General features: G+C 73.3%; 23 protein-coding genes and 2 tRNA genes. 11 read left to right on the forward strand and 14 right to left on the reverse strand.

The features are described from left to right. Positions 1-164: 164 nt before the first annotated feature. The gene (locus ACGF0D_RS28935) at positions 165-884 is read right to left on the reverse strand and encodes a DedA family protein (RefSeq protein WP_392868564.1); all 720 of its coding nucleotides are present in this window, start codon (positions 882-884) and stop codon (positions 165-167) included. A 361-nt stretch (positions 885-1245) separates the two neighbouring features. On the opposite strand from ACGF0D_RS28935, the gene fbaA reads away from it, so the two are divergent. Further along, complete coding sequence (gene fbaA, locus ACGF0D_RS28940) at positions 1246-2268, forward strand: class II fructose-bisphosphate aldolase (RefSeq protein WP_030056593.1); 1023 nt, start codon at positions 1246-1248, stop codon at positions 2266-2268. A 121-nt stretch (positions 2269-2389) separates the two neighbouring features. Here the strand turns inward: fbaA and ACGF0D_RS28945 are convergent, their stop codons facing one another. Next, a complete protein-coding gene (locus ACGF0D_RS28945) occupies positions 2390-2809 on the reverse strand; it encodes a DUF3151 domain-containing protein (protein WP_392868568.1) in 420 nt (139 codons plus the stop codon). Between the two features lie 221 nt (positions 2810-3030). On the opposite strand from ACGF0D_RS28945, the gene ACGF0D_RS28950 reads away from it, so the two are divergent. Next, positions 3031-3810, forward strand: a complete 780-nt coding sequence (locus tag ACGF0D_RS28950) for a DUF3152 domain-containing protein (RefSeq protein ID WP_392921192.1) — start codon at positions 3031-3033, stop codon at positions 3808-3810. 30 nt (positions 3811-3840) lie between these two features. On the opposite strand, the gene ACGF0D_RS28955 is transcribed toward ACGF0D_RS28950, so the two are convergent. The 4 genes from ACGF0D_RS28955 to purS all read right to left on the reverse strand — a co-directional run bounded on the left by ACGF0D_RS28955 (position 3841) and on the right by purS (position 7907). Further along, on the reverse strand, positions 3841-4656 hold the full coding sequence (locus tag ACGF0D_RS28955) for a sterol carrier family protein (protein ID WP_392921195.1): 816 nt from the start codon (positions 4654-4656) through the stop codon (positions 3841-3843). Between the two features lie 67 nt (positions 4657-4723). Beyond that, entirely contained in the window at positions 4724-6979 is a 2256-nt protein-coding gene (purL, locus tag ACGF0D_RS28960; protein ID WP_392868573.1) for a phosphoribosylformylglycinamidine synthase subunit PurL, read from the reverse strand. Then, a complete protein-coding gene (purQ, locus tag ACGF0D_RS28965) occupies positions 6979-7656 on the reverse strand; it encodes a phosphoribosylformylglycinamidine synthase subunit PurQ (RefSeq protein ID WP_392868575.1) in 678 nt (225 codons plus the stop codon). The genes purL and purQ overlap by 1 nt, the downstream gene beginning before the upstream one ends. Then, positions 7653-7907: a phosphoribosylformylglycinamidine synthase subunit PurS gene (gene purS / locus ACGF0D_RS28970; protein ID WP_049654013.1), complete on the reverse strand. Its 255-nt coding sequence runs from the start codon at positions 7905-7907 to the stop codon at positions 7653-7655. The genes purQ and purS overlap by 4 nt, the downstream gene beginning before the upstream one ends. Before the next feature lie 466 nt (positions 7908-8373). Here purS and ACGF0D_RS28975 point away from each other — a divergent pair, with 466 nt between their 5' ends. From ACGF0D_RS28975 to ACGF0D_RS29005, 7 genes are all read left to right on the forward strand, one after another. Continuing rightward, positions 8374-8691 carry an Lsr2 family protein gene (locus ACGF0D_RS28975; RefSeq protein WP_030056585.1) on the forward strand — a complete coding sequence of 106 codons (318 nt, stop codon included), beginning with the start codon at positions 8374-8376 and terminating at the stop codon, positions 8689-8691. Between the two features lie 144 nt (positions 8692-8835). Beyond that, a tRNA-Gly gene (locus ACGF0D_RS28980) sits at positions 8836-8908 on the forward strand. Positions 8909-8947: 39 nt separating this feature from the next. Continuing rightward, positions 8948-9020, forward strand: a tRNA-Gly gene (locus ACGF0D_RS28985). A gap of 153 nt (positions 9021-9173) precedes the next feature. After that, a complete protein-coding gene (locus ACGF0D_RS28990; protein ID WP_392921198.1) occupies positions 9174-10181 on the forward strand; it encodes an ABC transporter ATP-binding protein in 1008 nt (335 codons plus the stop codon). Further along, positions 10178-11017: an ABC transporter permease gene (locus ACGF0D_RS28995; RefSeq protein WP_392921201.1), complete on the forward strand. Its 840-nt coding sequence runs from the start codon at positions 10178-10180 to the stop codon at positions 11015-11017. Before ACGF0D_RS28990 ends, ACGF0D_RS28995 begins: the two co-directional genes overlap by 4 nt. Before the next feature lie 112 nt (positions 11018-11129). Then, positions 11130-12359, forward strand: a complete 1230-nt coding sequence (locus tag ACGF0D_RS29000) for a sensor histidine kinase (protein WP_392921204.1) — start codon at positions 11130-11132, stop codon at positions 12357-12359. A gap of 14 nt (positions 12360-12373) precedes the next feature. Next, positions 12374-12997, forward strand: a complete 624-nt coding sequence (locus tag ACGF0D_RS29005) for a response regulator (protein WP_392868583.1) — start codon at positions 12374-12376, stop codon at positions 12995-12997. A gap of 31 nt (positions 12998-13028) precedes the next feature. On the opposite strand, the gene ACGF0D_RS29010 is transcribed toward ACGF0D_RS29005, so the two are convergent. The 4 genes from ACGF0D_RS29010 to purD all read right to left on the reverse strand — a co-directional run bounded on the left by ACGF0D_RS29010 (position 13029) and on the right by purD (position 19308). Continuing rightward, positions 13029-13928, reverse strand: a complete 900-nt coding sequence (locus ACGF0D_RS29010; RefSeq protein ID WP_392868585.1) for a phosphoribosylaminoimidazolesuccinocarboxamide synthase — start codon at positions 13926-13928, stop codon at positions 13029-13031. A 153-nt stretch (positions 13929-14081) separates the two neighbouring features. Continuing rightward, on the reverse strand, positions 14082-15620 hold the full coding sequence (locus tag ACGF0D_RS29015) for a N,N-dimethylformamidase beta subunit family domain-containing protein (protein ID WP_392921206.1): 1539 nt from the start codon (positions 15618-15620) through the stop codon (positions 14082-14084). A gap of 228 nt (positions 15621-15848) precedes the next feature. Beyond that, on the reverse strand, positions 15849-17429 hold the full coding sequence (locus ACGF0D_RS29020; protein ID WP_392868589.1) for a hypothetical protein: 1581 nt from the start codon (positions 17427-17429) through the stop codon (positions 15849-15851). A gap of 631 nt (positions 17430-18060) precedes the next feature. Further along, positions 18061-19308: a phosphoribosylamine--glycine ligase gene (gene purD / locus ACGF0D_RS29025; RefSeq protein ID WP_392868590.1), complete on the reverse strand. Its 1248-nt coding sequence runs from the start codon at positions 19306-19308 to the stop codon at positions 18061-18063. A 367-nt stretch (positions 19309-19675) separates the two neighbouring features. Here purD and ACGF0D_RS29030 point away from each other — a divergent pair, with 367 nt between their 5' ends. Continuing rightward, positions 19676-20461 carry an SLATT domain-containing protein gene (locus tag ACGF0D_RS29030; protein ID WP_392868592.1) on the forward strand — a complete coding sequence of 262 codons (786 nt, stop codon included), beginning with the start codon at positions 19676-19678 and terminating at the stop codon, positions 20459-20461. Between the two features lie 67 nt (positions 20462-20528). Here ACGF0D_RS29030 and ACGF0D_RS29035 read toward each other — a convergent pair whose 3' ends face one another. From ACGF0D_RS29035 to ACGF0D_RS29045, 3 genes are all read right to left on the reverse strand, one after another. Then, entirely contained in the window at positions 20529-21176 is a 648-nt protein-coding gene (locus ACGF0D_RS29035; RefSeq protein ID WP_392868594.1) for a hypothetical protein, read from the reverse strand. A 174-nt stretch (positions 21177-21350) separates the two neighbouring features. After that, positions 21351-22310, reverse strand: coding sequence for a GntR family transcriptional regulator (locus ACGF0D_RS29040; protein WP_392921209.1), 960 nt, complete (start codon positions 22308-22310; stop codon positions 21351-21353). Positions 22311-22460: 150 nt separating this feature from the next. After that, positions 22461-23258, reverse strand: coding sequence for a carbon-nitrogen family hydrolase (locus ACGF0D_RS29045; RefSeq protein ID WP_392868598.1), 798 nt, complete (start codon positions 23256-23258; stop codon positions 22461-22463). Between the two features lie 174 nt (positions 23259-23432). On the opposite strand from ACGF0D_RS29045, the gene ACGF0D_RS29050 reads away from it, so the two are divergent. Continuing rightward, positions 23433-24254, forward strand: coding sequence for a maleylpyruvate isomerase family mycothiol-dependent enzyme (locus tag ACGF0D_RS29050; protein WP_392868600.1), 822 nt, complete (start codon positions 23433-23435; stop codon positions 24252-24254). A gap of 48 nt (positions 24255-24302) precedes the next feature. Here ACGF0D_RS29050 and ACGF0D_RS29055 read toward each other — a convergent pair whose 3' ends face one another. After that, entirely contained in the window at positions 24303-25667 is a 1365-nt protein-coding gene (locus ACGF0D_RS29055; RefSeq protein WP_392868602.1) for a nitrate/nitrite transporter, read from the reverse strand. Positions 25668-25720: the final 53 nt, after the last annotated feature.

Here is a 25720-nt window from a genome sequence, read left to right on the forward strand (position 1 = left end):
GGCGGTGTTGACCGGCCCCGCGCCCCCCCTCCCCCCCGGGGCCCACTCCCCCCCCCGGCCCCCCCCCCCGCCGCGGGGCGGGGGCCGTCCCCGCCCCCCCCCCCCCGCCCCTCCGTCGTGTCCGGAGCGGCGGGCACCCGGCCCGGCCGGGGCCGGTGTCGGCCTCAGCCCCGCCGGTGCCGGCCGTTGCCGACCTGGACCTGGCTCTCGCCGGCGGCCTCGGCACCGCCGGCCCGCTTCTTCTTCCGCTCGCGCATGACCTCGACCAGGATCGGCGAGATCGACAGCAGGATGATCAGCAGCACCGCCGGGATCAGGTACTTGTCGATCACCGGGGCGAGCGCGTCACCGAAGAAGTAGCCGATCAGCAGCATGGACTCGGTCCACAGCACGCCGCCGATCACGTTCCAGACGAAGAAGGTCCGGGCGGGCATCTCCAGGGTGCCGGCGACCGGGTTCAGGAAGGTCCGGATGATCGGCATGAAGCGGGCCAGCACCACGGCCTTGCCGGAGCCGAACTTGTTGAAGTACTCCTCCGCCTTCACCACGTACTCGCGGCGGAAGATCTTCGAATCGGGCTTGTCGAACATCTTCGGCCCGACCTTGGCACCGATCAGGTGCCCGAGCTGGGCGCCGGCGATCGCCGCGATCGGGCAGCCGATCAGCAGCACGGCGATCGGCAGCTTGGCGCCGTCGCCGAGCACCGAGGAGGCGGCGTTCGAGGCGGCGACACCCGCGAGGATGAGCAGCGAGTCGCCCGGGAAGAAGAAGCCGACCAGCAGGCCGGTCTCCGCGAAGATGATCGCGATCAGCCCGATGGCGCCGAGGGACGAGATCAGGGATTTGGCGTCGAGCAGGTTGACGGCCAGCTGGTTGTAGTCCACGGGCGCAGGATAGCGGGCGCACCTTGCCGGCGAAGCGGGCGTACCGCGCCTGCGCTGCCCGGCCGGAAGCGCTCCCGGCCCCCGCCGGGGCCGCCCGGAGCCCGCCGTGCGCCCGTGTCGTGCGCCGTTCCGCATGCCGGGCTCCTGCTGACCTGCGGGCACGAGTCTGGGAAGATGGCACAGGCGTCCGGTCCGCAACGGCACACCACCCTCATGGCCGTACCGCGGAGGTCGCCTCGAACGTGCCGGAGAGCCACACCGCAACGCCGCGCGTCGGCGGGCCGGCACGGAGTCGTCACGAAGGCGTACACAGCGTCGGACAGCACCGTCCGTACGCCGCAACCCGACAGGAGCGGATCGCATGCCCATCGCAACTCCCGAGGTCTACAACGAGATGCTGGACCGGGCCAAGGCGGGCAAGTTCGCCTACCCGGCCATCAACGTCACGTCGTCGCAGACCCTGCACGCCGCGCTGCGTGGTTTCGCCGAGGCCGAGAGCGACGGCATCATCCAGATCTCGACCGGTGGCGCGGAGTTCCTGGGCGGCCAGCACAACAAGGACATGGTGACCGGCGCCGTCGCGCTCGCCGAGTTCGCCCACATCGTCGCCGCCAAGTACGACGTCACCGTCGCGCTGCACACCGACCACTGCCCGAAGGACAAGCTGGACGGCTACGTCCGCCCGCTGCTGGCGGTCTCCGCCGAGCGCGTGGCCAAGGGCCAGAACCCGCTGTTCCAGTCGCACATGTGGGACGGCTCGGCCGAGACCCTCTCCGACAACCTGGCCATCGCCCAGGAGCTGCTGGCCCAGGCCGCCGCCGCCAAGATCATCCTCGAGGTCGAGATCACCCCGACCGGCGGCGAGGAGGACGGCGTCACCCACGAGATCAACGACGAGCTGTACACCACCGTCAACGACGCCGTGCGCACCGCCGAGGCGCTGGGCCTGGGCGAGAAGGGCCGCTACCTGCTGGCCGCCTCCTTCGGCAACGTGCACGGCGTGTACAAGCCGGGCAACGTCGTGCTGAAGCCGGAGCTGCTGCGCGAGCTCCAGGACGCGATCGGCAAGCAGTACGGCAAGACCGACCCGTTCGACTTCGTCTTCCACGGCGGCTCGGGCTCGAGCGCCGAGGAGATCGCCACCGCGCTGGAGAACGGCGTCGTGAAGATGAACCTGGACACCGACACCCAGTACGCCTTCACCCGCCCGGTGGCTGGCCACATGTTCGCCAACTACGACGGCGTGCTGAAGGTCGACGGCGAGGTCGGCAAGAAGAACACCTACGACCCGCGCACCTGGGGCAAGCTGGCCGAGGCCGGCATGGCCGCTCGCGTGGTCGAGGCCGCCGAGCAGCTGCGTTCGGCGGGCAAGCGCCTGAAGTGAGGTCCGCGCCGCGAGCGCGGAAGTGCGCGCCCCGAGCGTGCGGACCCGCGCCCCGAGCGTGAAGACACGGGTGCCCCCGGCGGTTTCTCCGCCGGGGGCACCCGTCACGTCGGGGGGATGGTTACTGCTTGAGCTCCGCGTACGCCTCCGCGCTGCTCTCCTTCAGGAACTGCCAGCAGCGGGCCTCCTCCTCGGTCTCCTTGATCGCGCCGGCCGCCCGGGCGAGCCCCGCCAGGCAGCGCAGGAAGCCGCGGTTGCCGCGGTGCTCCCACGGCACCGGGCCGTGGCCCTTCCAGCCGTTGCGCCGCAGCGCGTCCAGGCCACGGTGGTAGCCGGTACGGGCGTAGGCGTACGACTCGACGTACCGGCCGGCCGCGAAGGCGTCGTCGGCGAGCATCGCCCAGGCCAGGCAGAAGGCCGGGAACTCGGCCGCCACCTGGGTCGGGGAGGCCGACTCCTCCGCCAGCATCCGGTAGGGGCGCTCCTCCTCCGGGAGGAGGGTCGGTTCGGGACCGTCGAGAAGATTCCTGTGAATCGCCATGCCCTGAAGTCTGCCACCCGAGACGCAGGGGTCAACCGCCGTCCCGGACGGAGCACCGTCCCCGGGGTGGCGAACCTCCCCACCAGGCACGTAGACATTCACCCGTTCGCCATGCCAGTGTGAAGATCATGTCCGCAGCCCGATCCGTCGGCAGGCGCACCGCACCGCCCCGGAAGGGCGGTCGCCGACGCCGCCGACCGCGGCGCAGACTCGGTCCTGGCATGCTCATGGCGCTGGTGGTCTCCGCGCTGGTGCTGGGTGCCACGGCGGTCGTGCTGAACCGCCCGGGGGGAACCCCGGCCGCCACCCCGACCACCCAGGCGCGGGTCGCCCCGCCGGCCGAACAGACCGCCACGGCCACGCCGGAGCCGACCCCGCCCCCGGCCGACACCCCGCCGCCCGTGGCACCGCCCGCCCCCGCCGGCCCCGACCCCGGCCCCACCAAGGGCGCGGGCACCTTCACCGTCGCCCCCGCCACCGCCAAACCGGTCGGGCGCGGCAACGTGCGCCGCTACCGGGTGGAGGTCGAGGACGGCATCGGCATCGACGCCCCGACCGCCGCCGCGCAGATCCACGGCATCCTCGGCGACAAGCGCGGCTGGACCAACGACCACAAGAACGGCTTCCAGCTGGTCGCGAGCGGCCCGTACGACTTCACCGTGAAGATCGCCTCCCCGGCCACCGTGGACCGGATCTGCGGCGCCTCCGGCCTGGACACCCACGGCGAGGTCAACTGCAACGTCGGCAACCAGGTGCTCGTCAACTCCAAGCGCTGGAACACCGGTTCACCCCAGTTCAGCGGACCGCTGGAGGAGTACCGGGCGCTGATCGTCAACCACGAGGTGGGCCACCGGATCGGCCACGGCCACGAGAGCTGCCCGGGCGAGGGCAAGCCCGCGCCCGCGATGATGCAGCAGATCTACGGCCTCAAGGGCTGCGCGCCCAACGCCTGGCCGTACTCGGCGGAGGGCGTGTACCTCAGCGGGCCGTCCGTCCCCTGACAGGATCCGGACGGCCCGCCGGCCGAAGTCCTAGCCGAGCACCGGCAGGTAGGCCCGCAGATCGCTGCGCTCCCCCGAGGCGGACACCTTGGCCGACTCCACCGCCGCCGCCCAGTCGAGCCGGCCGGTGGCCAGCCGGATCCAGGTCAGCGGATCGGTCTCCACCACGTTGGGCGGGGTGCCCCGGGTGTGCTTCGGCCCCGGCACCGCCTGGACCACAGCGTACGGCGGGACCCGCAGCTCGACCGCGCCGCCGGGCACCTGCCCGGCGAGGGCGTCGGCCAGCATCCGGGAGACGGCGGCGAGGGCCTGGGGGTCGTGCGGGAAGGCGTCCAGGCCGAGCGCGTCGGCCAGGTCGTCGGCGTGCACCACGGCCTCGACCAGCCGGGACACCAGGTACTCGGTCAGGAGCATCGGATGTCCGGTCAGGAAGGTGACCTTCCGCTCCGGGTCCGCCACGGCCGGCCCGTCGAGCACCGCCCGCACGGCGTCGAGCGACCGGTCGAACTCGGCGGCCACCTCCTTGGCCGAGCCGGCGAAGCCGGTCTCCGCGTGCTCCGTGGTCGCGCTGTCGACGAACTCGGCCATCGTCGCGGCCATCGCCGCGTAGTCGGCCAGCGGGAGCGCCGGCCCGTCCGGCTCCGGCGAGTTCAGCACGCCCAGCAACTGGCTCAGCGCCAGGCTCACGTGGGTCACCAGCTCGCGCACCTTCCAGGCGCCGAGCCGGGTCGTCCGGTCGAGGTCGGAATCCGTCAGCCGGTGCACGACATCGCGCACCGCCTCGCTCTGCGCCACCAACGCGGCGCTCACCTTCTGCGGCTGATACGTACGGGACTTGGCAGGCATGGGCGTCAACATACGCCGAGGGGCGGGTGGTTCACCAGAGAACCGCCCGCCCCTCAGGAACCGTGCGTCAGGCCAGCAGGGCCTCGATGACGCCGGTGTGAGCCTCCGTCAGTTCCGCCAGCGAGACGCTGAACTGGCCCTGGACGTCCAGGCTGTCGCCGTCCACGACACCGATCCGGGTGGCCGGCAGGCCGCGCGCGGTGCACATGTCGTTGAACCGGAGCTCCTCGCTGCGCGGCACCGCCACGACGGCGCGGCCGGCCGACTCCGAGAACAGCAGGACGAACGGGTCCTGGCCCTCGGGCACGACGATGCGCGCACCGTGACCGCCCTTGAGGCAGCTCTCCACCAGCGCCTGGCCGAGACCGCCGTCGGACAGGTCGTGCGCGGCGTCGATCATGCCGTCGCGCGAGGCGGCGATCAGGATCTCGCCGAGCAGCCGCTCGCGCTCCAGGTCCACCTTGGGCGGCAGGCCGCCGAGGTGGTCGTGGACCGCCTGCGACCAGGCCGAGCCGCCGAGCTCGTCCGCCGTGTCGCCGAGCAGGTAGAGCAGCTGCCCCTCCTCGGCGAAGGCCAGCGGGGTACGCCGGGTGACGTCGTCGATGACGCCGAGCACCGCGACCACCGGGGTCGGGTGGATGGCGACCTCGCCGGTCTGGTTGTACAGCGAGACGTTGCCGCCGGTGACCGGGGTGCCGAGCACCAGGCAGGCGTCGGCCAGGCCGCGGGTGGCCTCGGCGAACTGCCACATCACGTCCGGGTCCTCGGGGGAGCCGAAGTTGAGGCAGTCGGAGACGGCGAGCGGCTTGGCACCGCCGGCCGCGACGTTGCGGTACGCCTCGGCCAGGGCCAGCTGGGCGCCGGTGTACGGGTCCAGCTTGGCGAAGCGGCCGTTGCCGTCGGTGGCGACCGAGACGCCGAGGTTGGTCTCCTCGTCGATCCGGATCATGCCCGAGTCCTCGCCGGAGGCGAGCACCGTGTTGCCCAGCACGTAGCGGTCGTACTGGTTGGTGATCCAGGACTTGGAGGCCTGGTTCGGGTGGCTGGTGACCTTCAGCAGGTCGGCCTTGAGGCCCTCGCCGGTGGTCGGGCGGGCCAGCCGCTCGGCGGTCGGGGCGTCGGCCTGCAGCGCGTCCTGCCAGCTCGGGCGGGCGTACGGACGCTGGTAGGTCGGGCCCTCGTGGGCGACGGTGCGCGGCGGGACGTCCACCACGAGCTCGCCGTGCCAGTAGATCTCCAGGCGCTCGCCGTCGGTCACCTCACCGATGACGTTGGCGATGACGTCCCACTTCTCGCAGATCTCCAGGAAGCGGTCGACCTTGTCGGGCTCCACGATCGCGCACATGCGCTCCTGCGACTCGCTCATGAGGATCTCCTCCGGCGAGAGCGTGTGGTCGCGCAGGTGCACGGTGTCGAGCTCGATCCGCATGCCGCCGGAACCGGCCGAGGCCAGCTCGCTGGTGGCGCAGGACAGGCCGGCCCCGCCGAGGTCCTGGATGCCCTTGACGAGCTTCTCCCGGAAGATCTCCAGGGTGCACTCGATCAGGAGCTTCTCCTGGAACGGGTCGCCGACCTGGACGGCCGGGCGCTTGGCCGGCTTGGTGTCGTCGAAGGTCTCGGAGGCGAGCACCGAGACGCCGCCGATGCCGTCGCCACCGGTGCGGGCGCCGTACAGGATGACCTTGTTGCCGGCGCCGGAGGCCTGCGCGAGGTGGATGTCCTCGTGCTTCATGACGCCCACGCACAGCGCGTTGACCAGCGGGTTTCCCTGGTAGCAGGAGTCGAAGACGACCTCGCCGCCGATGTTCGGCAGGCCCAGGCAGTTGCCGTAGCCGCCGATGCCCGCGACGATCCCGGGCAGCACGCGCCGGGTGTCCGGGTGGTCGGCCGCACCGAAGCGCAGCGGGTCCATCACGGCGACCGGGCGGGCGCCCATCGCGAGGATGTCGCGCACGATGCCGCCGATGCCGGTGGCCGCGCCCTGGTAGGGCTCGATGTACGACGGGTGGTTGTGCGACTCGACCTTGAAGGTGACCGCGTAGCCCTGGCCGACGTCGACGACACCGGCGTTCTCGCCGATGCCGACGAGCATCGCGTCCGAATCCGGCTTCTTCTCGCCGAACTGCTTCAGGTGGACCTTGCTGCTCTTGTACGAACAGTGCTCCGACCACATGACCGAGTACATGGCGAGTTCGGCGCCGGTCGGGCGGCGGCCGAGGATCTCCCGGATGCGGGCGTACTCGTCCTGCTTGAGGCCGAGTTCGGCCCAGGGCTGGGCGGTGTCCGGGGTCTGCTCGGCGTTCTTGACGGTGTCGAGGCTCATCAGGCGTTCACCAGCTGCTTCAGGACGGAAGTGAAGAAGCCCAGGCCCTCGGTGGTCGGACCGGTGAGCGGCTCCACGGCGTGCTCCGGGTGCGGCATCAGGCCGACGACATTGCCGGCGGCGTTGGTGATGCCGGCGATGTCGCGGTACGAACCGTTCGGGTTGACGTCGAGGTAACGGGCGACGACCCGGCCCTCCGCCTCCAGCTCGTCCAGCACCCGCTCGTCGGCGACGAAGCGGCCCTCGCCGTTCTTCAGCGGGACGACGATTTCCTGGCCCGCCGAGTAATCCCGGGTCCAGGCGGTGCCGGCGTTCTCGATGCGCAGCTTCTGGTCGCGGCAGATGAAGTGCAGCGAGTCGTTCCGGTGGAGCGCACCGGGCAGCAGGTGCGATTCGCACAGCACCTGGAAGCCGTTGCAGATACCGAGCACCGGCATTCCGAGCTTCGCCTGCTCGATGACGGTCTCCATCACCGGCGAGAAGCGGGAGATCGCACCGCAGCGCAGATAGTCGCCGTAACTGAATCCGCCCGGCAGGACGACGGCGTCGACCTGGTGGAGATCCTTGTCACGGTGCCAGAGGGCGACCGGCTCGGCGCCGGCGAGACGGACCGCCCGCTGGGCGTCGCGGTCGTCGAGGGAGCCGGGGAAAGTGACGACGCCGACGCGGGTGGTCACTTGCCCTCCTCCTCGACCCGGACGGTGAAGTCCTCGATCACGGTGTTGGCGAGAAAGGTCTCGGCGGCTTCACGGATACGGGCGAGCGCCGCGTCGTCGACCGGGCCCTCCACATCCAGCTCGAAACGCTTGCCCTGGCGGACGTCGGCGATCCCGGTGAATCCGAGACGGGGCAGTGCGCGCTGCACCGCCTGTCCCTGGGGGTCGAGGATCTCCGGCTTGAGCATGACGTCGACTACGACGCGTGCCACTGGCACTCCCGGTGGTGTCTTCGGTGAGGCGGGGGAACCCCAGACTACCCGTGGTTTCGGGCAGGATTGCTGGCCGGGGATAGCGACGCGCGTAGACTCCAGACCCTTACGCCGCAAGGGATCCAGGCCCCTCGCCACCCACCCGGGCCGACCGGTTTCCCCGGATTCGGCCCCCGGAACGACGCAGCCGGGAGAACACCCGAATACGGCACTTGGGGACAGATCCGCCCGTCCCGCACATCGGTATCCCACAGCCCCGCGAAGAGACGTGAATATCCGGAAAAGAATGCCGGACTCTTCGATTTCGGCCCCCTTCGGGTGCAGAATAGGGGCCACCTGTCGCGGCAAGTGCTGCGTATCAGGCGGGCCATCCGGCCTGCCCGTACGCGCTTGCGCGAGTTGGTGCACATCAGGCCTCGGTACCCCCTCGGACCGGCGGCCGAATTGCCCGAGAGGATTGACACCCATGGCTCAGCGTGTAGTTGTCACGCTCTCCGACGACCTGGACGGCGGCGCCGCCGCGGAAACCGTCCACTTCGGCGTCGACGGGAAGTCGTACGAGATCGACCTGTCCGTGGACAACGCGGAAAAGCTGCGGGAGGCCCTCGCTCCGTTCGTCGCCGCCGGCCGCCGGCAGAGCCGCACCGGAAAGTCCTTCCGCCGCACGGCCCTCACCCCGGACCCGGCCGCCGTCCGCGCCTGGGCGCTGTCCCGCGGGATGGAGCTGCCGGCCCGCGGCCGCATCCCCAAGCACGTGTACGAGGCGTTCGCCGAGGCGAACTGAGCCCCGCGGGGACACCGCTCCCCGGTCGCCCCGCCCGCCCGGACCGAAAGGGTGGGGCGACCACCCCGAAAGATGCTGTAGAGTATTCCTCGTCGCCGCAACGGAGAGATCCGAAGAGGCGGCGGGTGCCCCACCAGGCACCATGCGGACGTGGCTCAGTTGGTAGAGCATCACCTTGCCAAGGTGAGGGTCGCGAGTTCGAATCTCGTCGTCCGCTCGCAGTGCGCGAGCACAGCACAACTCAATAGTTTGACCTGCGGACGTGGCTCAGTTGGTAGAGCATCACCTTGCCAAGGTGAGGGTCGCGAGTTCGAATCTCGTCGTCCGCTCCGATACGAAGGGCCCCCTCACTCGAGGGGGCCCTTCGGCATTCCCCGGCAAATCGGCCCATGACATTTGTCATCGCCGACCCGTGCATCCGCACCGCGATGTCATGACGGTGCGCACTGCCCGCGCGGCCCGGTCGGCGGAAGGCTTGAGGCATGGAAACGAGCCGGCCCTCCCGCCCCAGCGACGACGTGATCGAGGTCACCGACCTGCACCGCCACTACGGCGGCGGCACCTCCGGGTACCACGCCGTGCGCGGCGTGGACCTGACCGTCCGCCGCGGCGAGCTGTTCGCCCTGCTCGGCACCAACGGGGCCGGCAAGACCTCCACCATGGAGGTCATCGAGGGCCTGGCCGCCCCCACCGGCGGCACCGTCCGGGTGCTCGGCCGGGACCCCTTCAGGGAGCGCGCCGCCGTCCGCCCGCGGATCGGCATCATGCTCCAGGAGGGCGGCTTCCCCGGCGAGCTCACCGCCGCCGAGACCGGCCGCGCCTGGGCCGGGATGACCAGCGGCGCCCGCCCGGTGGCGGAGGCGCTGGAGCTGGTCGGCCTCGGCCACCGCGCGAACGTCCGGGTCAAGCAGCTGTCCGGCGGCGAGAAGCGCCGGCTGGACCTTGCGATGGCCCTGCTCGGCCGCCCCGAGGTGCTCTTCCTGGACGAGCCGAGCACCGGTCTCGACCCGGAGGCGCGCGCCGCCGTCTGGCAGCTGGTCCGCGAGCTGCGCGCCCAGGGCACCACGGTGCTGCTCACCACGCACTACCTGGAGGAGGCCGAGGAGCTGGCCGACCGGCTGGCCATCATGCACGGCGGCCGGGTCGTCACCTCCGGCACCGTCGCCGAGGTGATCGCCGGCCGGCCCGCCCGGATCAGCTTCGAGCTCCCCGACTTCACCGGGACGGCGCTGCCCGTCCTGGCCGGGGCCGAGATCGGCGTCGAGGGCCGCAGGGTCACCGTGCAGACCCTCGGGCTCCAGGACACCCTCACCGACCTGCTCGGCTGGGCCCGGCAGCACGGGATCGCGCTCGGCGCCCTGGACGCCCGCAGCGCCTCGCTGGAGGAGGCCTTCCTCGCGATCGCCTCCGAGGCCGCCCACCAGAACCCCCCGCAGGCGCCCACCGCCACCCGCCCCGCCCGCCGCCGCCTGATCGGATCCGCCCGATGACCACCGCCGCCCCCACCGCCGCCACCGCCACCGCCGGTCCGCAGAGCACCACCGTCCGCCGACTGCTCGCCCTCGGCCGGGCCGAGGCCACCCTGCTGGTGCGCAACCGCACGGCCCTGTTCACCGCCCTGGTGCTGCCGCTGGTGCTGGTCTTCACCCTGCAGGGCGCGCTGTCGAAGCAGGCCGAGTCCAACCCCGGGCTGGACGTCGACTCGCTGCTGGTCTACGGCTCGGTCGGGATGATCCTGGCCTTCGTCGTGTACTACAACCTGACCGCCGCGTACGTCGGACGGCGCGGTGAGCTGGTCCTCAAGCGGCTGCGCACCGGCGAGGCCCGGGACATCGAGATCCTGCTCGGCACCGCCGTCCCCTCGCTCGCGCTCGGCCTGATGATGGCCGCCCTGATCGGGATCGGCGGCAGCCTCGGCCTGCACCTGGCCGTGCCGGTCAACCCGGTGCTGATGCTGGTCGGCCTGCTGCTGGCCCTGGCCACCATGATCGCCCTGGCCGCGCTGTCCAGCGCCTTCACCAAGACCGTGGAGAGCGCGGGCATCACCACCCTGCCGATCATGCTGGTGATGCAGCTCGGCTCCGGCCTGTTCGTCCCGCTGGAGGTCATGCCCAAGCAGCTGGCCGACATCTGCCGCCTGCTGCCGACCACTCCCGCCTTCCAGCTGATCCGGGTCGGCTGGTTCGGCACCGACGGCTCGGCCGCCGCGACCGGCTTCGCCGGCTCCTGGGGCGCCGCCGGCTCGCACCTGGTCACCGGGACCATCTGGCTGGGCCTGGCCGTCTGGGGCGCGGTGCGCTACTTCCGCTGGGAGCCGCGCCGCTGACCCGAAGGGCACCGCGCACGGAAGGCGTTCATCCGACGGATGAACGCCTTCCGTGCCTCTGATATGAAGACACCGGCAAGATCGTGATCGAACTGGGGCGGAAGAATTGAGAATGCGGTCACCGCTTCGCAGCTGGACGAGCCTGAGCAAGCCCCGGCGCACCGAGCTGTACTTCCGCTGGTCGCTCTACACGCTGCCGCTGCTGCTGCTCCCGATCACCCTGCTCTCCGCCGGGGCCCGGGCCGACCTGCCGGACTCCGTCGGGACGGTCCGGATCGCCCTGCTGGTCTCGCTCGCCTCGACGCTGCTGGGCCTGCGGGCCTGCCGCACCTCGCTCGACCACTACCTGAAGCGCCCCACCGACCGCCTGCGCTGGCTGGCCGTCAACGGCGCGTTCGCGGTGGCCGGCTCCTGGGCCCTCCTGCTGCTCGGACCGCACGCCGACGGGGCGGACGGCCGGTCCGGGATGGCGTTCACCGCCACGATGGCGGCCCTCCTGCTCGCCGTCGCCTTCGGCCCGGCGTCCATCGGGCTGTCGATCGCCCAGGCCTCGCTGGCCGCCCTCGGCGGGTTCCTGCTGACCGCGCCGGCGATGGTGCTGGCCGGGTACGGCCTCGCCGGTACCGCCGGACTGCTGATCGGCTCCCTGGTCATGCTGCCCGTCCTCGGCGGGACCTGCCGCAGCTTCGCCTGGCTGACCTCGGTGGTCTGGGAGCTGGACGCCGCCCGCGAGGCCCAGTCCCGGCTGGCCGTCGCCGAGGAGCGGCTGCGCTTCTCCCGCGACCTGCACGACGTGATGGGCCGCAACCTCACCACCATCGCACTGAAGAGCGAACTCGCCGTCCAGCTCGCCCGCCGGGGGCGCGAGGAGGCCGCCGACCAGATGGCCGAGGTGCAGAAGATCGCCCAGGAGTCGCAGCGTGAGGTCCGGGACGTCATCCGCGGCTACCGCACCGCCGACCTGCACGCCGAGGCGATCGGCGCCCGGGCGGTGCTGCGCTCGGCCGACGTCGCCTGCGAGATCGACCTCGGCGAGCACGCCGACGAGCTGCCGCCCCCGGTCCAGTCGGTGTTCGGCTGGGTGATCCGCGAGGCCACCACCAACGTGCTGCGGCACAGCGAGGCCGGCCGCTGCCTGATCCGGCTGCGGACCGAGGACGGACGGGCCGTGCTGGAACTGGAGAATGACGGGGTGCCCGACGTCCCGTTCCCCTCCCAGGGCAGCGGCACCGGGCTGCGCGGGCTGCGCGAGCGGCTCGCCGCCCACGACGGCGAGCTGACCGTACCGACCGCCGAGGCGGGCGTCTTCCGGATGCTCGCCACCGTCCCGCTCCCCCGCTGAGGAAGGCCCGCCCGATGACCGACGACGCCGCGCCCGTCCGCGTCCTGCTCGCCGACGACGAGCACCTGATCCGGGGCGCGCTGGCCGCGCTGCTCTCGCTGGAGGACGACATCGAGGTGGTCGCCCAGGCCGGCTCCGGTCCGGAGGCGCTGGCGATGGCGCTGGCGCACCGCCCGGACGTCGCGGTGCTGGACCTCCAGATGCCGGGCAAGGACGGCATCGAGGTGGCCGCCCAGCTGCGCGTGGTGCTGCCGGACTGCCGCTGCATGATCGTCACCGGCCACGGCCGCCCGGGCTACCTGAAGCGGGCGCTGGAGGTCGGGATCCGCGGCTTCCTGCCGAAGACCGTCTCGGCGGCGGACCTGGCCGGCATCATCCGCACCGTGCGCTCCGGCGGCCGGTACGTGGACCCGGAGCTGGCGGCGGACGCGATCAGCGCCGGCGAGAGCCCGCTGACCCCGCGCGAGACGGACGTCCTGGAGCTGGCCGCCGACGGCACCACGATCGCCGGGATCGCCGAGCGGGCCTCGCTCTCCCAGGGCACCGTGCGCAACTACCTGTCCTCGGCGGCCACCAAGCTGGGCGCGGAGAACCGGCACGCTGCGGTGCGGATCGCCCGCGAGCACGGCTGGATCTAGGGGCTGGTGCTCGCGGGCGGTCCGGACGGGCTCAGGCCCAGGTGGTCCCGGTGAGCCGCTCGTACACCTCGATGTACTTGGCGCGGGTCCGCTCGACGATCTCGGCCGGCAGCGCGGGCGGCGGCTGCTCGCTGTGGCGGTCCCAGCCGGAGGCCGGGGAGACCAGCCAGTCGCGGATCAGCTGCTTGTCGAAGGACGACTGCGAGCGGCCCGGCTGGTAGTCGTCGGCCGGCCAGTAGCGGGAGGAGTCCGGGGTGAGCACCTCGTCGCCGATCACCAGCTCGCCGTCCAGCAGGCCGAACTCGAACTTGGTGTCGGCCAGGATGATGCCGCGCTCGCGGGCGATGTCCCGGGCCCGGGCGTAGACGTCCAGGGTGGTGCGGCGCAGCTGGGCGGCCAGCTCGGCGCCGATCCGGCGGGCGGTCTCCTCGTAGGAGACGTTCTCGTCGTGCTCGCCGACCTCGGCCTTGAGCGCCGGGGTGTAGATCGGGCCGGGCAGCTCGGAGCTGTTCTCCAGGCCCTCCGGCAGCGCGATGCCGCAGACCGTGCGGGTCTCGTCGTACTCGGCCAGGCCGGAGCCGGCCAGGTAGCCGCGGGCGACCGCCTCGACCGGGACCATCTCCAGGCTGCGGCAGACCAACGTGCGGCCCTTCCAGTCGGCCGGGGCGCCGGCCGGGACCTCGGTGGAGATCACGTGGTTGGGGACGATGTCGGCGATCCGCTCGAACCACCACAGCGACAGCTGGGTGAGGATGCGGCCCTTGTCCGGGATCTCGTTCGGCAGCACCCAGTCGTGGGCGGACGTCCGGTCGCTGGCCACCATGACCAGTTCACCCGACTCGGTGCGGTAGAGGTCGCGCACCTTGCCGGTGTGCAGGTGGACCAGGCCAGGTACCTGGACCGGCTCGGGCTTGGTGACAAATCCGCTCAAGGTGTCTCAGTCCTCAGGGGTCGTTCGCGGGCGGGGCACCGCGAAAGGGGAGGTCACTGCCCCCGCAGTCTTTCACGACCGCCGAACACCGGTTCCCCGGCCACCGTCCGCCGGTTCCCCCGGCCGCCGCGCGCAGCTTCCCGGGCCGCCACGCTAGTTCTTGCAGAGCCGGTCCAGCAGGTTGGCGGTGGCCCGCTGGATCCGTTCGTCGGTCAGGCCGGGGCGCCCCAGCGCGGGCGACCAGGCGAAGGTGCCGGCCGCGAAGACGTACGCGCCGCTGGGCGCCCGGTACAGCGAGGTCTCCTGGAAGCGGGTGCGGCCGGACAGGTCCTGGTAGGGCGAGTGCGCCAGCAGCACCCGCTCGATGTGGTCGGGCAGCGCCACCTTGGGGTAGTAGCGGTCGGCCTCACCGGCCACCAGCCCGGGCAGTTCGTCGCCCTCCTGGAGGCCGGTGCCGTCCCAGAGCCAGTGCGCGGTGTGCCGGGCGACCAGCGGGACGGGCGCGGCGACCCGCCCCGAGTACTGCACCCCGAGCAGCTGCTGCTCGGGGTCGCCTGCGTCCCGCCACAGCGCGCTGGCCGCGCCGGGCGCCCCGGCGGCCGGGCTGCCGGGACGGACCTTCTGCCGCTTGCGGCAGTTGAGCAGCCGGTTGGGCTCGCCGGAGGCGGCGGCGGACAGTTCGACCCGCCAGTACATGGTGTTGGCGGAGAGGAACACCAGCGAGGTGCCGCCGTCCCTGGCCCGCTCGGCGGCCCGGCGCATCGGCTCGGACCAGTACTCGTCGTGGCCGGGGAAGACCAGCGCCCGGTGCCGGGACGGGTCCACCAGGCCGGCGTGCAGGTCGGTGGCGGTCGCGTACGAGAGGTCGTAGCCGTAGCGCTCGGCCCAGCGGATGAAGTCGTACGCGTGGCCGACGTGCAGCGGCAGTCCGGCGGTGGCGTGCGGGCGGTCGAAGGAGACGGTGACGGCCGCCTCCGGCTCCCCGACCAGGCCGCCCCGGCCGTCCCAGGCGTGGTAGAGGCTGGCGCCGGTGCGGCCGTCCTCGGGGAACAGGTTGTACGCCTGCCAGGTCACGTCCGGGAGCACCAGGAGCAGTTCGGCGGTGTGCGCCTGGTCCTCGAAGTCCCGGACGGTGAACGGGATGTGGCTGCGGTGCAGCATGTCGGCGGTGGTCAGCACGGCGACGTACGAGCCGGGCTTCCAGTGCACCGGGATCTGGAGCCGCCAGGAGTGCCACCAGTGGTGGCAGGAGACCGTCCGGTCGACCACCAGCGGGGCGGGCTGGACGAGGCCGGAGATCAGCGGACTGGACGTCATGTGGCGGGCGTTGTCGCCGCCGTAGTGGCCGATCCGGAAGACGTCCACGGTGAACTCGCGGGGCGGGTTCACCGTGACCCGGAAGTCCACCGAGCCGCCGGGGCGGACCACCCCGGCCGAGGCGAAGCCCTTGATCTGCTGGTCCACGTCGTTGGCGCCCTGGGGGCTGCCGACCGTGGGCTTGGGCCGGGCCCCCGCGGCCAGCGGCTGTTGGCCCGGCGCGTCCACCGAGACGTACCAGGGGACGGCGCCCTCCGCCCCGGCCAGGTACTGGTCCGGGCTGCGCAGCCAGGGCAGCGGGCCCTGGCCGAAGGGGTCGGAGACGCTGTAGGCGTGCGTCCCCGACTCCCAGCGGCCGTTGAGTTCGGTCCCCACGCGCCCCTCCCAGGTGCACTTCCGCCCGGTTGGCACGTGCCCCCCGGATGTGCGTGCGGTCTAATACACCACAGACTGCTGGCGCAACGTCACCCTCCGGTAGCGATTGGTGCAGGGAATCTCGCGCGCCTCCCGGGCAGGGCCTCCGGCCTGCGAAGACTCCCGGCGGCCGGCCCATTTGGGGGCGCGTATGGGGGTGCCGAGCGCCCTCCCGGGACGCCTGGGACGTCAGAGGCGGACGGGTTTCTCGAGACGGACGTCGGCGGCGTCCAGCCAGGCGCGCAGCGGACCGTCCTGGCCCTGTTCGACGGCCTGGGCGACCGGGCCGGCCAGGTCGGTGCGGCGCACCCCGCCGAGCAGCAGCACCGGGCCGTCCAGCCAGTCCAGGCCGGGGGCGCCGCCCGCGGTGTCCACGGCGGCGCAACAGACCATCGCGGTGACGTGCTCGACCAGCAGGTCGCGGCCGCTGCGCTCGGGTTCGAGCAGCGGGGCCGGGGCGGTGGTGCGGGCCAGCTGGGCGGCGAGCGCGGCGGCCAGCAGCTCGCCGTCGCCCTCCGCGAGCCGGCCCAGCAGCCGGGTGAGGGTCGGGGCGCCGGGGCGGGCCTGCGGGGCGAGCCGGTCCAGGGCGGTCTGCAGGGCGGCGGCGCCCGCCCGCCAGCCGGCGTCCACCACCTCGGCCGGGTAGTCGGTCCACTCCAGTTCGTGCCAGGCGCCGGCCGCCGGACGGCCGAAGAACAGTTCGGCGGCGAGCCGGGAGACCGCCCGGTCGACGGTGCCGGGCTCCTCCAGCAGGTCGCAGGCGGGGCGGTCGCCGAGCCTGCTGCCGTAGCCGTCGGCCAGCCGGTCGCGCCGGGACAGCTCGGTGAGCGCGGAGACCACGCCGGCGTTGAGGTGCGCCGGATGGCGGCCGAGCCGCCAGGCGGGCAGCGCCACCCTGGTGAGCAGCCGGTCCCAGCCCGCGTAGGCCAGGCCGACCTGTTCCTGGGCGGCGATCCGCAGGCCGTAGTCGACCGTCCTGGCGTGCTCGGAGGCCCAGCTCGCGACCGAGCGCTCCAGCTCGGCGGAGTGGCCCCGGCAGGCACCGAGCAGGCGGCGGACGATCCGGCGGACGACCCGGTCCGCGAGCGCGGCCGGACCGCGCCGGGGCGGCCGGGGCGGGGCGGCCAGGGTGCCGCCGCCGAGGCCGGGGGCCGCGCCGCCGCCGGAGTCCAGGCAGGCGTCCAGGCTGCGCAGGAAGCGCCGGGCTGCGGCGATCTCCGGGTCGGCGGAGGCGGCGGTGCCGGCCACCACGGGGGCGAGCAGGGCGCGCAGTTCGCCGGCCCGCATCCACCACAGGAAGGGCGAGCCGATCACCAGGACGGGAGCGGGCGCCCCGGGGGCGCCCTTCGGCGGACGCGATGCGGCCTGCGGGAGGTCCTCCAGCCAGCTGTCGCAGTCCGGGGTGAGGGCGACGGCCGAGGGCGCCGGCACGGCCAGCCGGTCCGCCAGCTCGTCGATCAGCCGGTACAGCTCGGGGGCCTCGGCCCGGTCCAGCGGGACGGCCGGGGTGCGCGGCGGGACGGCCCGGCGCAGGGCGCGGGCGGTGAGCCCGGCCACCAGGAGGGTCAGCGCGGCGATCGCGCAGACCGCCCAGCGTGCGGCGTCCCAGCCCGCCGCGTCGGCGGCCCCCGGCGCACCGATCCGGCCGGTGAACCGGCCCGCGAGCAGGACCACCGCGACGGCGGCGGGCAGGGCGGCGGCGGCCCGGGCGAGGCCTCGGACCCGCAGGACCGCCTGGGCGTGAGCGCGCGCGGTGTCGACTGCGGCCATACGGTGCGGCACCCCCTTCGGAGCCCTCGGGCGCCCGGCTTCGGGCCCTGAGCCGACTCGAAACGATCAGTTCCGACCGGGAAGCGGAGGTGTCCGATCCCCGGTAGTGCATGCTGCGTGGCGCTACTGACATTTTCGACGCCCCGGTCCGGGTGGATGTTCCGGATCACCCCGGTTTCCACTCGTCCCGGTGACACCGCCCGGTTGCTCCGGTGACGCCGCCCGGCTGCCGGCGACCGGTCCGGTGCGAAGCACCCGGACGACCGCCCGGCCGGACGCCGTCCAGCATCCCCCCGTGGGAGCACCGCTACCCGGCGGCGACCCCGGCGCGCGGGCCCCGCGCACCACGATCCAGCGCACCATACGGCCGGGCGGCCGGTTGCGTCAGCCGGATGCGGGTGCTGTCACCCGATGGGCTGGAATCCGTCGGCCGAACAGTACGTCCGCCCCCGCGGCCGCTCCGGCCGCGAAACGCCCGGGACGCTGCGCCCTTGGGGTTGACCGGCGGACCCGCTCGTCCGGAGCCGGCCCGCCCCCGCCGGGCCGCCCCGCGCACCGCCGGCTCCCACGCACCGCGGCCCCCGTGCGAGCGGTTCGCACGGGGGCCGCGGAGGGCGTGGACGGGCCCGCCTCAGGCGGTGGCCGCCTTCAGCGCGATGTCGGTACGGTGCTGGCCGCCCTTGAGGGAGATCCGGTCCACCGCGGCGTACGCGCGCTCGCGCGCCTCGGCCAGGTCGGCGCCGGTCGCGGTGACCGACAGGACGCGGCCGCCGGCGCTGAGCACCCGGCCGTCCTCGTCCGCCTTCGTCCCGGCGTGCAGCACGAACGCGGTGCCGTCCGCCTCGGCCTCGGCCAGTCCCTCGATCGGGTCTCCGGTGCGCGGGGCGGCCGGGTAGCCCTCGGAGGCGACGACCACGGTGACGGCCGCGCCCTCGTCCCAGCGCAGCGGCTCCAGCTGGTCCAGGGTCCCGTCGGCGGAGGCCAGCAGCACGCCCGCCAGCGGGGTGCGCAGCCGGGCCAGCACGACCTGGGTCTCCGGGTCGCCGAAGCGGGCGTTGAACTCGATCACCCGGGTGCCGCGCGAGGTGAGCGCCAGGCCCGCGTACAGCAGGCCGGAGAACTCGGTGCCGCGGCGGCGCAGCTCGTCCACGGTCGGCTGGAGGACGGTCTCCAGGACCTCCTCGACCAGCCCGGCCGGCGCCCACGGCAGCGGCGAGTAGGCGCCCATGCCGCCGGTGTTGGGGCCCTCGTCGCCGTCCAGCGCGCGCTTGAAGTCCTGGGCGGGCTGGAGCGGGACGACGGTGGTGCCGTCGGTGATCGCGAACAGCGAGACCTCGGGGCCGTCCAGGTACTCCTCGATGACCACGCGCTCGCAGGCGGCGGCGTGCGCCAGCGCGGCCTCGCGGTCGGAGGTGACCACGACGCCCTTGCCGGCGGCCAGGCCGTCGTCCTTCACCACGTACGGGGCGCCGAAGGCGTCCAGCGCCTCGGCGGCCTCGGCGGCGGTGGTGCAGACGTAGGAGCGCGCGGTGGGGACGCCGGCCGCGGCCATCACGTCCTTGGCGAAGGCCTTCGAGCCCTCCAGTTGCGCGGCCGCGGCGGACGGGCCGAACACCGGGATGCCGGCGGCGCGCACGGCGTCCGCGACGCCGGCCACCAGCGGGGCCTCCGGACCGACCACGACCAGGGCGGCGCCGAGCCGGCCGGCCAGCGCGGCGACCTGCGCGCCGTCCAACTGGTCGACCGGGTGGACCGTCGCGATCTGCGCGATCCCGGCGTTGCCCGGGGCACAGTGCAGTTCGGTCACTGCGGGATCTTGGGACAGGGAGCGGCACAGGGCGTGTTCGCGGGCGCCGCCGCCGATGACGAGGACCTTCACGCCTGGCAGCGTAGTCGGTGGCCTGTTCCGGCCGCTCTCCGGTCCCGTCGGATCGTCCAGGCGGAGGGCTCCGTACGCCGGGCGCGTCGGAGGATCCTCCAAGTCCGGCGGAGGTGGTTCGGCGGTGGGTGGCCGGGTCACGACGGCGGGTCACCGGACCCTCGCTCGGACGGGTGAAATCTCGCCGCCTCCCGCAACCGGCCCACCTCGGGTTCCGTTGGCCGAAACCGGTAACGATCACCGGAGAAGCGCCCCCACGGTCAGCCATTTGGCGGTAAGAAGTGCTGTTGGAGAACCACCGGCGGACACCACGTCAGCCGTTGCGCCGACAGAACCAGCAGTCCGCCCGCCACAGGGAGCCCCACAGGTGAGCCAGCCGGAAATGCAGCCCGAGGAGAGTGCCTGGGGCAAGGAGATCGGTGAGGAGGACCAGCCCGTCGCCGCCGTCGTCCGACCCGCCTCCACCCGCCACCGAGCCGATCTGAGCACCCGCCAGTTCCCGCTCGGGGACTGGGGCGAGCCCGCCGAACGGCTGGAGGAGCTCTACCGGTGGTCCGAGGAGCGGGCGGTCGAGGCGATCGAGTGGTACCGCCGGGACCGGGTCTGGAAGCGCCGCTGGGCGCGCCTGCTGCGGTTCGCCGCGGCCGGCTTCGCGGTGGGCGGGGTGACCGCCCCGCTGCTCGACCTGGCCGGGGCCTTCCCGCACGGCACCGGCTGGGGCTACGTCGGCTTCGCGCTCTCCGCAGCGAGCCTGGCCGCCGACCGGGTCTTCGGGCTCACCTCCGGCTGGATGCGGGACGTCTCCACCGGGCAGGCGCTGCAACGCCGTCTGGAGGCCTTCCAGTTCGACTGGGCGTCGGAGTGCGTGCGCGAGGTGCTCGGCCCGACCGAGGGCACCGCGGGCGAGGCCGCCGAGCGCTGCCTGGGCGTGCTGCGCCGGTTCTGCGAGGACGTCTCGGACATGGTCCGCTCCGAGACCTCGGAGTGGATGCTGGAGTTCCGCGCCTCGATGACCCAGCTGCCCACTCAGTCCGGCGGGGCCTGGGGCGGGCGCAGCGAGCCCGGGGTGGGTGCCCAGGTGCGGGTGCTGCCGCCGCCGGGCACCCGGCCCACCATGCCGCGCCAGCGGCCGCCGGAGGGGCCGCTGCGGTAGTGATCGGGGATACGGAGGGTCAAGTGCCCGGACGGGGGCCGGATCGGCGTCAGGGGCGGGGTCGGGGTCAGGCGAAGACGATCATCGAGCCCTGGGAGACGCTCCTGGTCGCCGCCGCGTACAGGCCCGACCAGGCGTGCCGCTCCCTGGCGAAGGGGTGGACGTCGTCGATCGGCGGCCCGAACGGCTGCTCCAGGCCGGTCGGGCCGAGCGGCCGGGTCGGGCCCGGCGGGTTGAACGGGTCGATGCCCAGCGCCGGTGCGACGGCCTGGAGTTCGCGCAGCAGCCCGTGGCTGGAGCCGAGCGGTCCGCCGGAGGCGAGCAGCGTGTCGTCCACCAGCGGCGCCGCGAACTCGACCGGCACGTACGCCCCGGCGTGGTCGAAGTGCCAGACCAGGTGCGACTGTTCGGCGCTGCTCTCGAACATCTCCAGCAGCTGCTCGTAGTCGCCGCCGAGCGCGTCGACCGGGGTGATGTCCAGGCCGGTGAGGCCCAACAGGTAGGCGCGGCGCAGGAAGTGCAGCGAGTCGTAGTCGAAGGCGGCTATCGGCTCGACCGCACCGCTGATGCCCGGGACGAAACGGTAGACCGGCACCTCGGGCAGCCCGCGCGAGGCCAGCACCGAGTTGTAGAGCGCGAGGTCGTCCCGGAAGGGATTGTCGGGGCTGTGGCTCAGCACGTCCACCAGCGGGACGAGCCAGAGGTCGCAGGCCATGGCCGGCAGTTCCTCTCCGGAGGCGTGGATCGCCCGCGGAGACGGGGCGACGACGGGGTTGGGTCGGTACCCGGACGGCCCTTTCACCAGGCGCCCGAACCGATGACCGCCCACCCTACCGGCCCGGCGCCGCGTGCGACTCGGGCCCTCCTCGCGTGCCGATCTAGGGCCGACCTACGGAAGTCGTCGGCCGAACCGGCCGTAGGGGACCGTGCGCGGCTGCGGCACCAGTCCGAGGCCTAGGCCCAGCTCACGGCCGAGTTCCCGGCCCACCTCGTCGCCGCGGCGGCTCCGCTCGGCACCGGGGTCGGCGCCGGGCCCGGTGGCCGGCTCCGGCGGCGCGTCCGGTTCCGGCGGCGCGGGCGGCGGCTCGACCGGCACCGGCGGCGGGTCCTCCCCGGTGAACTCGGTGAGCAGCTCCAGGACGGTCACCGACTCCAGCGGCTGCCCGGCCAGCCCGGCGAGCAGCCGGACGGTGTACAGGTTGTACTCGCAGATGATGCGGTGCGCGCCGAGCGAGTCTCGGGCCTCGATCGCCTCGACCAGGTCGGAGTGGCGCTCCCAGCAGATCCCGCCCAGCGCGGGCAGCTCCCGCAGGTAGCGCGCGGCGAACATCCAGGACTGCACCCGCAGCCAGTCCAGGTAGTCGGCGATCCGGCGGTTGCCGAGCAGCCCGCCGACCTCCTGCCAGAACCTGCGGTCGCAGCCCACCATCACGTCCAGGTTCCCGGCCCGGGCGGCCCGCACCGCGGCGTCGGCCCGGCGGTGCAGCGAGGGCAGCCGGCTGAGGTCGGGCAGCGCCCGGCGGGTGGCGTACTGGCGGTGGAAGCTGTCGGTGATCAGCACCCGGGACTCGAAGATCTCCAGGAAGTCGTCCCACCCCAGCTCGGGCACGGTGAAGCCGCGGTGGTGCTCGGCCCGCAGCAGTCCCTGCGCCCCGAGGTCGACCAGGGCCTCGCGGGCCGGGGTCGCGGAGACGCCGTACAGCTCGGCGATCTCCTTGACGGTGAAGTTGCGGCCGGCCGCGAGTCGGCCGGCCATCATCTCCTCGCGCAGCGCGCCGGCGATCTGCTCGCGCAGGCTGTTGCGGTGGATGACGGGGCGGGGGGTGTCGCCTGCGCCGTTGTCAGGCATGGGCGCGATCTCCTCGGGCGGCCTACCGTGCCGGCCCTCGTGCGGGCCGGCGGGGAACACGACGAGTGCTCATCTTCTCAAACCCGACCGACCCAGGTACGAACCAACCCTCCCGGAACGCCCTCCACCGCGCCCCGGCCCCGCCACCGCTCAGCGCTGGACCGGTGCCGGGATCCCCAGCAGGCGGTCCCGCAGCACCGGGAACTCCTCGCGCGCCTTCGCCACCTCGGCCGGGTCGAACTCGACCGTCAGGACCTCCTCGTCCGCCCCCGCCTCGGCCAGCACCCGGCCCCACGGGTCCACCACGATGCTGTGCCCGGCCTGCTCGACCCCGGCGTGCGTCCCCGCGGTGTTGCAGGCCAGCACGAAGGCCTGCTCCTCCACCGCCCGGGCCCGGGCCAGCAGCGTCCAGTGCTCGCGCCGCCGCGCCGGCCAGGCCGCCGGGACCACCAGCAGCTGCGCGCCGGCGTCCAGCAGCGCCCGGAACAGCTCGGGGAAGCGCAGGTCGTAGCAGGTGGCCAGGCCCAGCGTGGCGAAGTCGGTGGGCGCGGTGACGATCTCCTGCCCGGCGCCCATCACCACCGCCTCGCCGCTGTCGAAGCCGAAGCGGTGGATCTTGCGGTACGTGTGCACCAGCTCGCCGTCCGGGGAGAACAGCAGCGAGGTGTTGTAGATCGGCCCGTCCGGATCGCGTTCGACGATCGAACCGGCGTGCAGCCAGACCCCGGCGGCCCGGGCGGCGGCCGACATCGCGTCCGAGGTGGGCCCGTCCAGGGTCTCCGCGCCGTCCGACCAGAGGTCGTGGGCGAAGCCGCCGAGCGGCCACAGCTCGGGCAGCACCACCAGATCGGCGCCCTGCTGCGCCCGCACCAGGGCCGCCGCCCGAGCCCTCCGCTCGGCGGGCGGCTCCGCGTCGGAGACCGCGATTTGGATCAATGAAGCGCGCACAGTACCACCGTCCACGGCAAGAGACCTACGATCGTCACCCGAAAGCGCTGCCCAGCTGTCATCCGGCAGCGTAACGTGCGGTTAGCGTGTGCGCCCGGAAAGCCGGACCATCCCGGTCGGCCGTGACGGCGGGGCACAGGCGGCAAGGAAGCTGACGGAGGGCCGGAGATTCCCGTGACGGACAACCAGACCGTGCAGGCTTACACCGAAGCGTGGACCCAGAGCATCGAGTCCATATCGGAGCTGGTCGCCCCCCTTCCCGAGGGCTCCTGGAACCGGGCCACCGAGTGCCCCGGCTGGTCCGTCCGGGACATCGTCTCGCACGTGATCGCGGTCGAGTCCGACCTGCTCGGCGACCCCCGCCCGATCCATTCGCTGCCGCGTGACCTCCGTCACGTGACCACCGAGTTCGCCCGTTACATCGAACTGCCGGTCGACAAGCGCCGCTGCCACACCGCGCTGGAGATGACCAGCGAGCTGGAGTACACGATCATCCGCCGCTCCCGGGCGCTGCGGAACGCCAAGCAGACGCCCGAGGAGCCGGTGCGCTGGCCGGCCGGGCCGCTGGCCAGGGACTTCCCGTACCACGAGCTGCTGCGGATGCGGGTCTTCGACGTCTGGGTGCACGAGCAGGACCTGCGCCGGGCCCTGGAGGCCCCGGGCAACCTGGACGCCCCGGCCGCCCTGATCACCCGGGACCTGCTGCTGGAGCTGCTGCCCAAGGCCGTCACCGACAAGGCCGGGGCCCCGGCCGGGACGGTGCTGGTGCTGGACGTCACCGGTCCGGTGGAGTTCCTGCGCACCGTCCGGGTGGACGCCACCGGCCGCTGCACCGTGGACGAGTCGATCAGCCTGGCCCCGGACGTCCAGCTCACCATGGGCTGGGAGACCTACCTGCGGCTCGCCTGCGGCCGCGGCCGCCCCGGCCCGGTCACCGTCGACGGCGACCGGGAGCTGGCCGAGCGGGTGCTGGCCAACTTCTCGGTCACCATCTGAGGCCCGAAGCCCGAAGCCTGCGATCCGGGCTGAGCCCGGGGCCCGGGCTCAGCCCGGCTGCGCCGCGACCCTGCGGCGCAGCCGCAGGATCATCGCCGTGCCCACCGCCAGCGGGACGAACTGCCAGCAGAACGCCCAGCGGAAGGCGGCGGCCGAGTACGCGCCGGCGCCGGCCGGGGAGAGCGCGTCCAGCAGCACGCCGATCCCGAACAGGGTGATCATCGTCCCGATGAAGCCGCCCATGTTCACGATCCCGGAGGCGGTGCCGAGCCGCTCGACGGGGTTGCGGGCGCGCGCGTAGTCGAGGCCGACCAGCGAGGCCGGGCCGTTGCTGCCCATCACCAGGATGATCCCGACCAGCAGCCAGGTCGGCGGGTGGCCGCCGGGCCAGGCCAGCACCAGCGCCCAGCCGAGCGCGGTGCTCCCGACGACGGTCAGCACGATCGGCATCCGGGCCCGCGCCGAGGCGGAGAGCAGCCGGCCGAAGACGAAGCCGAAGGTCATGTTGCTGAGCACCAGCAGGGTCAGCAGCCCGCCGGCCCCGGCCCGGGACATCCCCTGCGCCTGCACCAGGTAGGGCAGGCCCCAGAGCAGGCCGAAGGCGTTGCCGGGGAACTGGGTGGTGAAGTGGATCCAGAGCCCGAGCCGGGTGCCCGGCTCCCGCCAGCAGGCGAGCACCTGCCGGCCGACCTTCGGCCGCGCCCCGGGCGCCCCGGGCCGGACGGCGGCCTGCGGCGGCGCGTCCCGGAGGAGGAGCGCGACCAGCGCGAACACCGCCACGCCCAGCAGCGCGATCGCGGTGAAGGTCGGCGTCCAGCCCTCGCTGTGCAGCGCCCGGGCGAGCACCACGGTGGTGACCAGGTTGCCGCCCATCCCGGCCAGGCCGGTCAGCTGGGCCACGAACGGGTTCCGGGCCGCCGGGAACCACCGGGCGGCGATCCGCAGCACGCTGATGAAGGTCATCGCGTCGCCGCAGCCGAGCACCGCGCGGGAGGCCAGCGCGGGGCCGAACGCCGAGCTGAAGGCGAAGGCCAGCTGGCCGGCGCTCAGCAGCACGACGCCGAGCATCAGCACCCGGCGCGGCCCGAACCGGTCGACCAGCAGGCCGACCGGGATCTGCATGGCCGCGTAGACCAGCACCTGGAGGATCGAGAAGGTGGAGAGCGCCGAGGCGCCGATGCCGAAGCGGTCGGCGGCGTCCAGTCCGGCCACGCCGAGGCTGGTGCGGTGGATGACGGCCAGGATGTAGACGCTGACGCCGACGGACCAGGCCAGCCAGGCCGCCCGGCCGCCGGGCGGTACGAGCGCGGGCGCGGAGCCGAACGCGGATGCGGACGCGGCCGGGGGCTCGGCGATGGGCCGGGGAGCGGGGACGGTCGGGGACGGGGCTGAACGAACGGGCTCCACGGTCATAGTCCGACCAGACTAGTCATCCCATGATCGGATGCTCGGACCAGGGGCCCGTG

The sequence above is a fragment of the Kitasatospora sp. NPDC048298 genome (assembly GCF_043201465.1).
Taxonomy (GTDB): Bacteria; Actinomycetota; Actinomycetes; order Streptomycetales; family Streptomycetaceae; genus Kitasatospora.